Raw genomic sequence first — 12,653 nt, forward strand, 5'->3', positions numbered from 1 at the left:
TTGCAATAAACTCCCTCTGGCGCTTTTGCGGTTCCGGGCCAATCTTTCGGCCAACAGGGCAGACGCCCACATGTTTGGAGGACAAGCATCATGCAGATCAACGGCCTTCACCACGTCACCGCCATTTCCGGCCCCGCGCGCCGCAACCTCGACTTCTACAGCCGCGTGCTCGGCCTGCGCCTCGTCAAGAAGACGGTGAACTTCGACGATCCCGGCACCTATCACCTCTATTTCGGCGATGCCGATGCGGCTCCGGGCTCGATCCTGACCTTCTTCCCGTGGGAGCATGCCGCTCCCGGCCGGCTCGGCGTCGGCGAGACGCAGGAGACGGTCTTCCGGGTTCCCGAAGGCTCCATCGGCTACTGGGCCCATCGCTTCGTCGGACAGGGCGTGCCGCATGAGGCGCCGATCAAGCGCTTCGGCGAGAGCGTGCTGAGCTTCCGCGATCCGGACGGCATGAGGCTCGCCCTCGTCGGCCTGCCCGGCGTCGAGAACGAGCCGGCCTGGGCCGAAGGCGGCATCCCGGCGGAGCATGCCCTGCGCGGCTTCCATAGCGTCAGCCTGCTGCTGGCCGATGCGGCACCGACGGCTGCGATCCTGAGCGACGTCTTCGGCTTCGCCGAGGTCGGCCGCGAGGAGACGCTGATCCGTTATGCCGCACAGGGCACGACGGTCGGCGGGGTGATCGATCTGCGCGTCGCCGGCGGCTTCCTGCCGGCCCGGCAGGGCGCGGGCTCCGTGCACCACATCGCCTTCCGGGCGGCCGACGACGCCGCGCAGCAGGAGATGGTCCGCCGCCTCGCCGAGAACCATGGCATCCACACCACGGAGCAGCGCGACCGGAACTACTTCCGCTCCGTCTACTTCCGCGAGCCGGGCCATGTCCTGTTCGAGATTGCGACCGATATCCCAGGCTTCGCGGTCGATGAGCCGGCGGCCGAACTCGGGCGGGCGCTGAAGCTGCCGCCCGGCCTGGAGGCGCACCGCAAGCAGATCGAGGCGGTGCTGCCGGAACTCGGCTGAACACATCCTGCCGCCCGGCCATGAGCCGACGGGCGGCAGGACTCTGATGCGGACCGGTGAAGACCGGCCGGCAAACCGACCTGCCTGCCATCTTGGGGACAGGTCGGCTCCGCTTTCGTCAAGGGAGATGACCATGATCGACACGAAGACCGACACGGACTTCATCCACGTCTTCGAACAGGGCAGCGATGCGGCCCGCAAGCCGCTCCTGCTGCTGCACGGCACCGGAGGCGACGAGCGCGACCTGCTGTCGCTCGGCCGCACCGTCGCCCCAGGCGCGAGCCTGCTCTCGCCGCGGGGCAAGGTTCTGGAAGGCGCTGCGCCGCGCTTCTTCCGCCGATTGGCCGAAGGCGTCTTCGACGAGGCCGATTTGCGCCGCCGCACGGATGAACTGGCCGATTTCGTCCTTCAGGCAAGCGAGCGCTACGGCCTTCCCGCCCCGATCGCGCTCGGCTTCTCGAATGGCGCCAACATCGCCGCGGCAATGCTGCTTCAGCGCCCGGAGGTTCTGGCCGGAGCCGCCCTGCTGCGCGCGATGATGCCCTTTTCGGACGCGCCACGCAGTCAGCTCAACGGCAAGCCCGTGCTGGTTCTCTCGGGTGCGCTCGATCCGATCGTGCCGGCTGCCAATGCCGAAGGGCTCGCCTGCCAGCTCGAGGATAGCGGCGCGCTGGTGGAGCATCGCGTGCTGCCGGCCGGGCATGGCCTCGGCCAGGCCGATCTCGGCTTGCTGAGCGACTGGCTGGCGCGGGCCTGAGGAAAGCGGCGGGCTCTCCCGCCGCTTTCCCATACGCAGGCGGCCTCAGCCAGCCAGCGGAATCACGATCGCCATGGCGACGACAACCACGACGAGGGCGCGCAACAGCACGCCGCCATGGTTGGAAAGCGGAACGTCCGAACTACGCGACAGAGCACGCATCACGACTCCCATCAACGCGGCAATGCCTGATGGTGGCGTGACGTAGGGTCAGCTGGCAAGTATCGACCGAGCGGAGGCGGTGGACAACTGCGCCGGCTCAGCGGCCCATAAGGTCGCGCGTGGCAGCGCCTCAGGCACGGTCCTTGCGGACGACGACATAGGCGTAGGTCGTCACCAGGTTCCAGCCGATCCGCGCGGCGAGCGCATTGAAGGCATGGTCGAGCTGCTTCAGGCCCGGCATGCGATCGAAATAGCCATGACCCCAGAAGCGCTGAACATGGACGTCGCTGAAGCCCGCTCGGTTCAGCATCGGCGTCAGCAGTGCCGGGCTGCCACGGCACCAGTCATACAGCGCCGGAAACTTCGGATCGCCGCCGCCGTCGCGCCGCGCCGGAAAGAGCGCATGGACGATCGCCCGCGAGGCGTTCTCGGGCAGGATATGGTTCAGCGCGAAGACGGGCGCCCACAACGTCGGAAAGAAGGCCAGCGCCACGCCGCCGGGCGCCAGCAGGGCATGGATGTTGCGCCAGGCCTGCTCGACACCGTCGATATGCTCGAAGACCATGCGGGACACCATCATGTCGTAGCTCCCGCGCACCGCATCCGGCTCCGTGAGGTCGCCGGCGATGTCGAAGTGCGCGGTCTTCAGGCCGGGCGGCGTCAATGCGAGTTCGCCGGCATCGATATCGTTCACGATGAACTCGATCCCGGCATCGGCCGCCTGCGCCTGCGTGAACAGGGGATCGCGCCCCCCACCGATCTCGCAGATGCGGCGCAGGCCGAACTGGCTGGCCATGCCGAGGATGGTGGGCTCGTAATTGTCCCAGGCCCATTCCGAGTGCCAGTTCGGCGAGACGCTGCGAAAGTACCCGGCGGTGGAGGCGGGTGCAGGCCCAACGGCCTGCGAGGTCGCCTCAACGCGAACCGGGGCCATGGTTGCCAGGGACATGATCGCTTCCGCTCCAGATGCTCGCGCTGCAGCATTCAGAATGATCTCGCCCCCGGCCTCCCGCAATCGCAGTTTTAGTCCACGGTTAATCAAAACGTTCACCAAAGGCAGGCGGCACAGTCGTCTACGTGGGTCTCCAATACCGGTCGGAGCCGCGAAATTCGGTCCAGGTGCCGGCCCAGGCGGACCCGTACCACGACTCCCCCGGCCCGCCCCGACCATCCCGCCTCGGCTTCAACGCGCCGCGGCCGGGCGCCGCTCCGGCAGCGTCATCGCCATGACGCCGACAACCACGAAGCCGAGGCCGACCCATGCGGTGGAGCTCAGCGTCTCGCCCAGGAAGACGAGGCCGATGACGACGCCGATAGGCACGCGCACATAGGACACGGCCGTCGTCCCGACAGAGCCAAGCGTGCGGATCAGGCGGAAATAAATGGCGAAGGCGAGCGCCGTCGAGAAGACGGACAGGGCGATGAGCGCCATGACCGATTCCTGCGACGGAGCGAGGGTCCAGGGCTGGTCCACGATCAGCGCCGCCGGAATGAGCAAGGCCGTGCCGGCCAGCATCGAGCCTGCGGCGGGCAGCAAGGGATCCATGCCGGAGAAGTTGCGTCCGAACAGGGCGGCGCAGGCATAGGCGACCGTCGCGGCGATGATGGCGAGTTGCGGCAGCACGGCATGGCCGAGGCCGGAAAAGGCGTCGACGCCGACGATCAGGCTGACGCCGGCGATGCCGGCACCGACTCCGAGCCCCTTGCGCCAGTCCGGGCGCTGCCCCGGCATCAGCATCAGCGAGATCAGGAAGACGAAGACCGGCGTGGTGCCGTTGAGGATCGAGGCCAAGCCCGCATCGACGCTGCGCTCGGCCCAGGCGATCAGCGTGAAGGGCACGACGCTGTTGAGGCAGGCCTGCGTCAGGAAGCGCCGCCAGATGACGGGATCGCGCGGCAAACGCAGGCCGCGCCAGCGCATGACGGCGAGCAGGATCAAACCGGCGATCAGGGTGCGGGCCGCGATCAGGGTCAGCGGCGGAATGGTCTCCACGCCGATCTTGATGAAGGTGTAGGAGCCGCCCCAGAGCGTGGCGAGCGCCAGCAGCAGGGCGAGTTCGGTGGCGCGGTTCGGCGTTGCGGCCGGGGCATCGAGCGCTTGCATCGACATATGTTTCTCCTTGAGTTGGCGAAACATGACAGCAGCGACGCGTCGATGCATGCGGGAACGCTATGGTTTCGGCCGTAGCTTCGAAGCCTGATTCAACAGCCTGCGAAGCTGAGTCAACTGCTCCATCTAAACCGTTGGCCCAAAAGAAAAACCCGCGGCTTTCGCCGCGGGTTCGATTGTTGCGACGACGCTTTCGCTCAGGAATGTGCGAGGATCGCCAGCAGCAGAAGCGCGATGATGTTGGTGATCTTGATCACCGGGTTCACGGCGGGTCCCGCCGTGTCCTTGTAGGGGTCGCCGACGGTGTCGCCGGTGACCGAGGCCTTATGCGCCTCCGAGCCCTTCATGTGGCGCACGCCGTCCTTGTCGACGAAGCCGTCCTCGAAGCTCTTCTTGGCATTGTCCCAGGCGCCGCCGCCCGAGGTCATCGAGATCGCGACGAAGATGCCGGTGACGATGACGCCCATCAGCATGGCGCCGACCGAGGCGAAGGCGTTGTTCTTGCCGGCGATCGCGTAGATCACGAAATAGGTCACGATCGGCGCCAGCACCGGTAGCAGCGATGGCACGATCATTTCCTTGATCGCGGCGCGGGTCAGCATGTCGACGGCACGGCCGTAATCGGGCCGGTCCGTGCCCGCCATGATGCCGGGCTTCTCCTTGAACTGGCGCCGGACCTCCTCCACCACCGAACCGGCGGCGCGGCCGACCGCGGTCATGCCCATGCCGGCGAAGAGGAAGGGGATGAGGCCGCCGAGCAGCAGGCCGACGACGACATAGGGGTTGGACAGCGAGAAATCGACGACCACGCCCTTGAAGTACTGGAACGTCGTCGAGCCCGCCTTGTTGGCCTCGGCAATGAAGAAGTTGAGGTCCGAGGTATAGGCCGCGAAGAGCACCAGCGCTCCGAGGCCGGCGGAGCCGATCGCGTAGCCCTTGGTGATCGCCTTGGTGGTGTTGCCGACCGCGTCGAGCGCATCGGTGGAGTGGCGGACTTCCTTGGGAAGGCCCGCCATCTCGGCGATGCCGCCGGCATTGTCGGTGACGGGACCGAAGGCGTCGAGCGCCACGACCACGCCCGCCAGCGCCAGCATCGCGGTCGTCGCGATGGCGATGCCAAACAGGCCGGCGAGACCATAGGACACGATGATGCCGGCGATGATCACGATGGTCGGCAGCGCAGTCGATTCCAGCGAGACCGCGAGACCCTGGATGACGTTGGTGCCGTGGCCGGTGACCGAGGCCTGGGCGATCGAGACCACCGGGCGCTTGCCGGTGCCCGTGTAGTATTCGGTGATGACGACGATCAGCAGCGTCACCGCGAGGCCGACCAGCGCGCAGCCGAAGAGGCCGCCCGAGGTGAAGGTGATGCCCTGCCCCGTGGTGAAGGAGGCCGAGAAGCCGCCGAACATGGCGTAGTTCACCGCGGCGATCGCCCCGACCGAAAGTACGCCGGCGGCGATGAAGCCCTTGTAGAGCGCGCCCATGATCGACTGGTTGGCGCCGAGCTTCACGAAGAAGGTGCCGATGATCGAGGTGACGATGCAGGCCGCGCCGATCGCCATCGGATAAAGCATCATCGTGCCCAGCACCGGCTGGCCGGCGAAGAAGATCGCGGCGAGCACCATGGTCGCGACCAGCGTCACCGCATAGGTCTCGAACAAATCGGCAGCCATGCCGGCGCAGTCGCCGACATTGTCGCCGACATTGTCGGCGATGGTCGCCGGGTTGCGCGGATCGTCCTCGGGAATGCCGGCCTCGACCTTGCCGACGAGGTCGGCGCCAACGTCGGCGCCCTTGGTGAAGATGCCGCCGCCGAGACGGGCGAAGATCGAGATCAGCGAGGCGCCGAAACCGAGAGCCACCAGCGAATCGATCACCGTGCGGCTGGAGGCCTCGAAGCCGAGATAGGAGGTCAGGATGCCGTAGTAGACGGCGACGCCGAGCAGCGCGAGACCGGCAACGAGCATGCCGGTGACGGCGCCGGCCTTGAAGGCGACGTCGAGGCCCTCACCCAGCGACTGCATCGCCGCCTGGGCGGTACGAACGTTGGCGCGCACCGAGACGTTCATGCCGATGAAGCCCGCCATGCCCGAAAGCACCGCGCCGATCAGGAAGCCGATCGCCACCCATTTGCCGAGCAGCCAGGCGAGTACGACGAAGAGCACGACGCCGACCATCGAAATGGTCATGTACTGGCGCTTGAGATAGGCCTGCGCGCCTTCGGCGACCGCGCCGGAAATCTCCTGCATGCGCTGGTTGCCGGCATCGCGCTTCATCACATCGCCATAGGCCCAGACGCCGTAGGCTATGGAAAGCGCACTCAATATGATGATGAGAAGCAGAGCTGACATTCGTTTTCCTGACCTTGAGCTTCCGAGCCGTCGGGAGCGCTGTCGCTCCTCTTTGCAGCGTTGGACGTCAGGCAGCGAAAAAACGGGCCCTAAAGACTCAAGGCCCGCTCCGCGTCGCCAGTGTCAGGCGAATTTGTGGCAAGTTTCGGCGAGGAGCGCAAACGCCTCGGCTTACAAATTTGGTCGAATGTCAGGCAGACCCGCGAAAGCTCAGAGCGCGAAGTCGCGATTGACGTTCTTGTAGAGCAGATAACAGGCGTCGACTTGGCCGGTCGGATAGAATTGTTGCGGGCAATACCCACCCATCCAGATGAAATCCTGCGCCCAGATCTCGTGCCAGTCCTCGCCGAGCAAATAGAGCCCCTGCCCTTCCAGCATATAAAGACCGTGCTCCATCACATGGGTCTCGACGGCAGGAAAGCAGACGCCGGGCTTGAACCACATCAGGTTCATCTCAAAGTCGAACCGCATATCGCCATAGGGCAGCAGGAACTGGAAGGCGCGCCCTTCCATGCCGGTGTGATTCGTCATCGGCACCGCGTCCTGATGCGACAGGATCGGCTCGGGGATCGCGAGACCTGGCGCCGCCTCGTAGCGCTTGCGCAGGGCGAGGACGCGAGCGGGCCCGGCCGATTCGTTGCGCAGCGTGAAGGGCGTCGCCGGCGGGAGATAGGCGAAGCCACCCGCGGCCATCCCTTGGGGCGCGGCACCCTCGATTGCGAAGCTCACTTCACCGGACAGAACGTAGAAGAAATGCTGGACGCCTTCCTCGCTGAAGGCGGCCGGCGTGCCGCCACCCGGCGCGATCTCGAGCACATACTGGGCAAAGAAGGCGCCGAGGACAGGCGCGGCGAGAACGCGCACGATCGTGTCCCGGTATTGCGGCAGGCGGCTGATCAGCACGCCTTCAGGGGGCATGAAGGCGTAGTTGGAGCGCACGACGCCGCGATTATGGCCGATCGCGCCGGGCGGCACGCGGCCGGTCGCGGGCGGGAATGCGCGGTTGGTCATTCGGATGTCTCCAAGGATGGACGAAGCGCCGCAGCGCTCAGGCGGCCGCCGGGCGCTGGAGGCGCTGCCAGGCAACCATCGCGAGAGCGATGGCGACAGGCGGGAAGACGAGCCAGTTGACGCTGTCCCAGCCACCATGGCTGAGCAGCCCCCCGGCCGAGAAGGAGGCGATGGCAACCGAGCCGAAGACGAGGAAGTCGTTCGCCGCCTGCACTTTCACCCGCTCTTCCGGCCGATAGCAATCCGTCACCAGCGCGGTCGCGCCGATGAACCCGAAATTCCAGCCGAGGCCAAGCAGGATCAGTGCCAGCCAGAAGTGCCCCACGCTGAGGCCGGTGAGGCCGACGACGGCAGCAAGCGCCGTGAGCACCAGGCCGATCGAGGTGATCGTGCCCTTGCCGAAGCGGGCGATCAGGCGGCCGGTGAAGAAGCTCGGCCCGAACATCGCGAGCACGTGCCACTGGATGCCGAGGGCGGCATCCCCGACCGAATGGCCGCAGGCCACCATCGCCATCGGCGCCGCCGTCATGACGAAGCTCATCAGGCCATAGGCGACCAGGGAAGCAATCACCGAGGCGATGAACTTCGGCTGGCGCATGATCTCGCCGAGCGGGCGGCCGCCACCGGAACGCGCGGTCGCGACCGGCGGAGCGCGTAGCTGGGAAACGATCCCGATCGCCAGCAGCGCCAGCAGCCCTTGCGCGAGGAAGCTCGCGGCGAAGGGAGCCGAGGGCGTGAGATCGCGTGTCCAGTACACAGATTGGGGGCCGATGATGCCCGCGGCGAGGCCGCCGATCATCACCCAGGAAATGGCGCGGGGCTTGAAACCGTCGCTCGCCGTGTCCGCCGCGGCGAAACGGTAGCTCTGGACGAAGGAGCCGTAGAGGCCGCAGACGAAGGTGCCCAAGCAGAACAGCCAGAACAGCTGGAGCGCAACGCCGCCGGCCGCAAGACTCGCCCCGGTGGCGCCGATGAGCGCGCCGATCAGATAGCCGCTGCGACGGCCGAGTCGTCGCATGACCATCGCGGCCGGAATGACCCCGGTCGCGATGCCGAGCTGCAGCAGGCTGACCGGCACCGTGGCGAAGGCCTTGTCCGCCACGAGCTGCGCGCCGACGATGCCGCCGAGCGAGACGATGATCGCTGGATTGGCGCCGCCGAGCGCCTGCGCGCCGGCCAGCACCAGCGCGTTGCGCTTCGCGAGCCTGTCGCCATCGAGGACCGGAACATGCTGGTTCATCACAACGCCGCCTCGCGGCCCGCGATGCGCCGCCGTCAGAAGTGAGAGAAGGAGCCCTGCGCGAAGCTGCGCGGTTGACCTTTCTCCCGATATGTCACCACGCCGGCCTCTGCCGTGATCCGGCCAATCGGCACCAGCGGAACCATCGTCTCCGCCGCGGCTGCGATCAGGGCAGAATATTCCCCTTGCGAAGCCGTGCAGAGAATTTCGTAGTCGTCTCCACCGGTCCAGGCCAGTTCCGCCAGCGCGGGATCGGCCATGAGCGCGGCGCGGGCCGGACCCGACAGCGGGACGGCGTCGAGATCGATTTCGGCGCCTGTTCCCGAAGCGGCAAGCAGCTTGGCAAGGTCTCCGACGAGGCCGTCCGAGACGTCCATCGCCGCCGAGGCATGGCGTTGCAGGGCGTCGGCGAGAATGAACCGCGGCTGCGGATGCAGGTAACGATCGGCCAGGAACACCCGTTCATCGGCACTGAGGCTCGCGACCCAGCCCGGCTTGTCGGGGCCGTGCACCTTCAGCCCGAGCGCACCGTCGCCGATGCTGCCCGAGACGAACACGACATCGCCGGGCTTCGCACCAGCACGCCGAACCATGCGCCCGGCCGGCACTGTGCCGAAGGCAGTGATCGACAGGGTGAGCGGCCCGGAGGTCGAGACGGTGTCGCCGCCGATCAGCGGGCAGCCGCCGCTTTCGGCCATACGGGCGAGGCCCGCCGCGAAGCTGGCGAGCCAGGATTCGGTCCAGCCACGCGGCAAGGCGAGCGTCAGGACGAAGCCTTCGGGCTTCGCGCCCTTGGCGGCCAGATCGGAGAGATTGACCGCCAGCGCCTTCCAGCCGATCGCATCGGGCGGATCGTCCGGGAAGAAATGCACGCCTGCGACGAGCGCGTCGGCGGTGACGACGACCTCGTAGCCCCGGCCCGGCCGCAGCAGGCCGGCGTCGTCGAGAAGACCCAACCCGCCTGGCCCGGCGATCGGCGCGAAATAACGGCCGATCAGCTCGAATTCGCCGGGGCGCTGGTTGTCGGCCATGGGTCAGCTAAGCTCCGCAACTGTTCCAAGGTCATCCCGGACAAGCGGCGTAGCCGCGTCGATCCGGGATCCATGCCTGAACCCGATCCGGAAGCGCTCCGGCATGGATCCCGGGACTCCCTTCGGTCGCCCGGGATGACGGTTGAGGTATTAAACTACGCCGCCGGCGCGTCGAACTCGTCGGCACGGAAGTCCCGCGCCATCTTGTCGAGCACCGCGTTGACCATGCCGATCTCCTCGCCCTCATAGAAGGCGCGCGCAACCGCGACATATTCGGAGATCACGGCGCGGCCGGGCACGTCCTTGCGGAAGGCGAGCTCATAGGCCCCGGCACGCAGGATCGCGCGGACCACGGCCTCGACCCGCTTCAGCGGCCAGTTGTTGGCCAAGAGATCGTCGACGGTGCGGTCGACCAGGCGCTGCTCGCGCACGACGCCGCCGAGAATATCCCGGAAGAAGGCGAGCTCGGCCTTCGGCAATTCGATCTCCTCGACCTCCTTGCCGATCCAGAAGGCCTCGAACTCGGCCATCGCCTCGACGACGCCACGGCCGCCGACTTCCATCTCGTAAAGCGCCTGCACGACCGAGAGCCGCGCCCCGCGCCGCATCTCGGCCCGGCTCATCGAGCGCCCTCCGGCGACGGCTCCGCCAGGGAGCGCTTGTAGCGCAGCACGGCGAGCGCCGCTTCCGCCGCGCCGCCGCCCTTGTCCATCTCGGAGCGGTTGGCGCGGGCCCAGGCCTGCGCCTCGTTCTCGACGGTGAGGATGCCGTTGCCGAGCGGCAGCGCGAAGGCCACCGAGAGATCCATCAGCGCGCGCGAGCTCTCGCCGGCGACGATGTCGTAATGGCCGGTCTCGCCGCGGATGACGGTGCCGAGCGCGACGACGGCCTCATAGGGATCGACGGCCTCGTCGGCGGCGCGCAGGCCGATGACGATCGCCGAGGGGATTTCCAGCGCGCCGGGCACGGTGACGACGTCGACGCGGCAGCCGGCCTCTTCCAGCACCGCCGTCGTGCCGGCAAGGAGCTCGTCCGCGAGCTTGTCGTAGAAGCGCGCCTCGACCACGAGGACGCGCGCGCCGTCGATCTCGACGGCAGGAGTTGCGGCCTTGTCGGCCGATGTCTGCCGGGGTCCGGCCATTTCTTCTATCCTTCTTGGAATGTGATCGGGCTGGTTACCCTTGCGGGCGCGCCTCCGCAAGCCGCGCGGCATACCGTGCCATCAGATCGACCTCGACATGAACGGAGTCACCCTCCTTGCGCTGCCCCCAGGTGGTGACCGCGAAGGAGTGCGGAATCAGCAGAACGGTGAAGACATCGTCCTCGACCGTGTTGATGGTCAGCGAGGTGCCGTCGAGGCAGATCGAGCCCTTCGTCGCGATGAAACGCTCCAGCCCCTGCGGCGCGCGGATATGGAAGCGGGCGGTCGCGCCCCAGGGCTCGTCCGGATCGGGCTCGATCGCGTCGATCTTCAGGATGCGGCCGGGACCGTCGACATGGCCGACGACCATGTGGCCGCCGAGCTCGTCACCCACCTTGAGCGAGCGCTCGAGATTGACCAGCGTGCCGGGCTCCCACTCGCCGACCAGCGTCTTCGCCAACGTCTCGGCCGCAGCCTCCACCTGAAAGATGCAGCCGGGCTGGCCATCCGTGCGGGGCCGCAGCGCAGTGACGGTGAGGCAAACGCCGGCGCAGGCGATCGAGGCGCCGATGGCGATGCCTTCCGCCTCATAGGGGCAGGATATGGCGAGGCGCTTGAGGCTCGGCCCCTTGCGCTCGGCCTCCACGACCTCGCCGATGGCGGTGACGATGCCGGTGAACATCAGCCTCTCCTCATGAAATGCTTGAAACGGTCCTGACCGATCATGCCGGTCTCGACAAGGCCGTATAGATCGGGGTCGGCAAGCTGAGCGGCAAGCCCCGGACGCACGGCAACGATGCCAGGCTGCCCCAGCGTTTTCGGGGACGTCGAGACGATGACCTCATCCGCCAGCCCTGCGAGCGCGAGCTTCTCGCCGATACGCGGCCCGCCTTCGGAGAAGACGCGGTTGATGCCGCGCGTGCCGAGCAGCGTCAGGGCCTCGCCCAGGTCGAGATGGCCGTCGGGGGCCATCGAAACCCGCATGACCTCGACGCCGGCCGCGACAAGCGCCTGCTCCGGCTCGACCGGCGCAGTCTCGGCCGCGATCACCCAGACGGGGACCTCATGGGCCGTGCGGACGAGCTTCGAGGTCAACGGCAGGCGCAGATGCGTGTCGAGGATGACGCGGATCGGCGATCGCTCCGCCATGCCGGGCAGGCGGACGGTGAGCTGCGGGTCGTCCGCGAGAACCGAGCCGATGCCGAGCATGATGACATCGTGATGCGCGCGCTGGAGATGAACCCAGCCGCCTGCGACCGGGCTCGATACGGCGAGCGGAACGCCCCCTGCCCCGCCGGCATAGCCGTCGGCCGTCCGGGCGACCTTGAAGGTCACCATCGGCCGCCCTTGCGTGATGCGCGTGAGATAGCCGCGATGCGCCTGCCGCGCCTCCTCCACCAGCACGCCGACCGTGACCTCGATGCCGGCCGTGCGCAGGAGGGCATGGCCGAGCCCGGCGATGAAGGGGTTCGGGTCGGCCATCGCCGAGACCACGCGCTTCACACCGGAGAGGATGGTGTGCTCGACACAAGGGATGCCGCCGCGCACCGAGCGATGCGAGCAGGGTTCGAGCGTTACGTAGAGCGTGCCGCCCATCGAGGCCGCGCGCGCCCGCGAGAAGGCATGCGCCTCGCCATGGGGGCGACCTCCGGGCTGGGTATGCCCCCGCGCGACGACCACAGGGCCATCCGGCGTGTCGCGCGTGATGATGGCGCCGACCGAGGGGTTCGTCGCGGTCGTGCCGAGGCCGCGGGCGCCATAGGAGAGTGCCTGGCGCATGAAAGCGCGGTCGACGGCTTGTTTTTGTTCTGGCGCATTTTCCCG

The 12,653-nt window shown here is 67.4% G+C and carries 12 protein-coding genes; 2 read left to right on the plus strand and 10 right to left on the minus strand.

Annotation, left to right across the window (positions count from 1 at the left end; translation table 11 throughout):
* The first annotated feature begins 90 nt into the window (after positions 1 to 90).
* Both AC1DVA_RS17525 and AC1DVA_RS17530 read left to right on the plus strand, forming a co-directional pair.
* Positions 91 to 1,023: a ring-cleaving dioxygenase gene (locus AC1DVA_RS17525; RefSeq protein ID WP_476806726.1), complete on the plus strand. Its 933-nt coding sequence runs from the start codon at positions 91 to 93 to the stop codon at positions 1,021 to 1,023.
* A 133-nt stretch (positions 1,024 to 1,156) separates the two neighbouring features.
* Complete coding sequence (locus AC1DVA_RS17530) at positions 1,157 to 1,780, plus strand: alpha/beta hydrolase (RefSeq protein WP_476806727.1); 624 nt, start codon at positions 1,157 to 1,159, stop codon at positions 1,778 to 1,780.
* A gap of 292 nt (positions 1,781 to 2,072) precedes the next feature.
* On the opposite strand, the gene AC1DVA_RS17535 is transcribed toward AC1DVA_RS17530, so the two are convergent.
* The 10 genes from AC1DVA_RS17535 to ribD form a co-directional block, all read right to left on the minus strand.
* Positions 2,073 to 2,891, minus strand: a complete 819-nt coding sequence (locus tag AC1DVA_RS17535; RefSeq protein ID WP_476806728.1) for a class I SAM-dependent methyltransferase — start codon at positions 2,889 to 2,891, stop codon at positions 2,073 to 2,075.
* 234 nt (positions 2,892 to 3,125) lie between these two features.
* Positions 3,126 to 4,052 (minus strand): DMT family transporter, encoded by a 927-nt coding sequence (locus tag AC1DVA_RS17540; RefSeq protein WP_476806729.1) that lies wholly within the window; start codon positions 4,050 to 4,052, stop codon positions 3,126 to 3,128.
* Positions 4,053 to 4,249: 197 nt separating this feature from the next.
* On the minus strand, positions 4,250 to 6,406 hold the full coding sequence (locus AC1DVA_RS17545) for a sodium-translocating pyrophosphatase (RefSeq protein WP_476806730.1): 2,157 nt from the start codon (positions 6,404 to 6,406) through the stop codon (positions 4,250 to 4,252).
* Between the two features lie 210 nt (positions 6,407 to 6,616).
* Positions 6,617 to 7,417, minus strand: coding sequence for a (S)-ureidoglycine aminohydrolase (allE, locus tag AC1DVA_RS17550; RefSeq protein WP_265052826.1), 801 nt, complete (start codon positions 7,415 to 7,417; stop codon positions 6,617 to 6,619).
* 37 nt (positions 7,418 to 7,454) lie between these two features.
* Positions 7,455 to 8,657, minus strand: coding sequence for an MFS transporter (locus tag AC1DVA_RS17555; protein WP_476806731.1), 1,203 nt, complete (start codon positions 8,655 to 8,657; stop codon positions 7,455 to 7,457).
* A 35-nt stretch (positions 8,658 to 8,692) separates the two neighbouring features.
* Positions 8,693 to 9,688 (minus strand): thiamine-phosphate kinase, encoded by a 996-nt coding sequence (thiL, locus tag AC1DVA_RS17560; protein WP_476806732.1) that lies wholly within the window; start codon positions 9,686 to 9,688, stop codon positions 8,693 to 8,695.
* Positions 9,689 to 9,843: 155 nt separating this feature from the next.
* Positions 9,844 to 10,311: a transcription antitermination factor NusB gene (gene nusB, locus AC1DVA_RS17565; protein WP_265052823.1), complete on the minus strand. Its 468-nt coding sequence runs from the start codon at positions 10,309 to 10,311 to the stop codon at positions 9,844 to 9,846.
* Positions 10,308 to 10,829 (minus strand): 6,7-dimethyl-8-ribityllumazine synthase, encoded by a 522-nt coding sequence (ribH, locus tag AC1DVA_RS17570; RefSeq protein ID WP_476806733.1) that lies wholly within the window; start codon positions 10,827 to 10,829, stop codon positions 10,308 to 10,310. The genes nusB and ribH overlap by 4 nt, the downstream gene beginning before the upstream one ends.
* 34 nt (positions 10,830 to 10,863) lie before the next feature.
* Positions 10,864 to 11,511 (minus strand): riboflavin synthase, encoded by a 648-nt coding sequence (locus AC1DVA_RS17575; RefSeq protein WP_476806734.1) that lies wholly within the window; start codon positions 11,509 to 11,511, stop codon positions 10,864 to 10,866.
* Positions 11,511 to 12,608 carry a bifunctional diaminohydroxyphosphoribosylaminopyrimidine deaminase/5-amino-6-(5-phosphoribosylamino)uracil reductase RibD gene (gene ribD / locus AC1DVA_RS17580; RefSeq protein WP_476806735.1) on the minus strand — a complete coding sequence of 366 codons (1,098 nt, stop codon included), beginning with the start codon at positions 12,606 to 12,608 and terminating at the stop codon, positions 11,511 to 11,513. The genes AC1DVA_RS17575 and ribD overlap by 1 nt, the downstream gene beginning before the upstream one ends.
* Between the last annotated feature and the right edge of the window lie 45 nt (positions 12,609 to 12,653).

The sequence above is a fragment of the Allobosea sp. P4_C6 genome, assembly GCF_056402015.1.

Coding starts and splice junctions, on each gene's coding strand:
- AC1DVA_RS17535 (WP_476806728.1), bottom strand. CDS start 2,891: ATGTCCCTGGCAACCATGGCCCCGGTTCGCGTTGAGGCGACCTCGCAG.
- allE (WP_265052826.1), bottom strand. CDS start 7,417: ATGACCAACCGCGCATTCCCGCCCGCGACCGGCCGCGTGCCGCCCGGC.
- thiL (WP_476806732.1), bottom strand. CDS start 9,688: ATGGCCGACAACCAGCGCCCCGGCGAATTCGAGCTGATCGGCCGTTAT.
- AC1DVA_RS17540 (WP_476806729.1), bottom strand. CDS start 4,052: ATGTCGATGCAAGCGCTCGATGCCCCGGCCGCAACGCCGAACCGCGCC.
- AC1DVA_RS17525 (WP_476806726.1), top strand. CDS start 91: ATGCAGATCAACGGCCTTCACCACGTCACCGCCATTTCCGGCCCCGCG.
- nusB (WP_265052823.1), bottom strand. CDS start 10,311: ATGAGCCGGGCCGAGATGCGGCGCGGGGCGCGGCTCTCGGTCGTGCAG.
- AC1DVA_RS17545 (WP_476806730.1), bottom strand. CDS start 6,406: ATGTCAGCTCTGCTTCTCATCATCATATTGAGTGCGCTTTCCATAGCC.
- ribD (WP_476806735.1), bottom strand. CDS start 12,608: ATGCGCCAGGCACTCTCCTATGGCGCCCGCGGCCTCGGCACGACCGCG.
- AC1DVA_RS17530 (WP_476806727.1), top strand. CDS start 1,157: ATGATCGACACGAAGACCGACACGGACTTCATCCACGTCTTCGAACAG.
- ribH (WP_476806733.1), bottom strand. CDS start 10,829: ATGGCCGGACCCCGGCAGACATCGGCCGACAAGGCCGCAACTCCTGCC.
- AC1DVA_RS17555 (WP_476806731.1), bottom strand. CDS start 8,657: ATGAACCAGCATGTTCCGGTCCTCGATGGCGACAGGCTCGCGAAGCGC.
- AC1DVA_RS17575 (WP_476806734.1), bottom strand. CDS start 11,511: ATGTTCACCGGCATCGTCACCGCCATCGGCGAGGTCGTGGAGGCCGAG.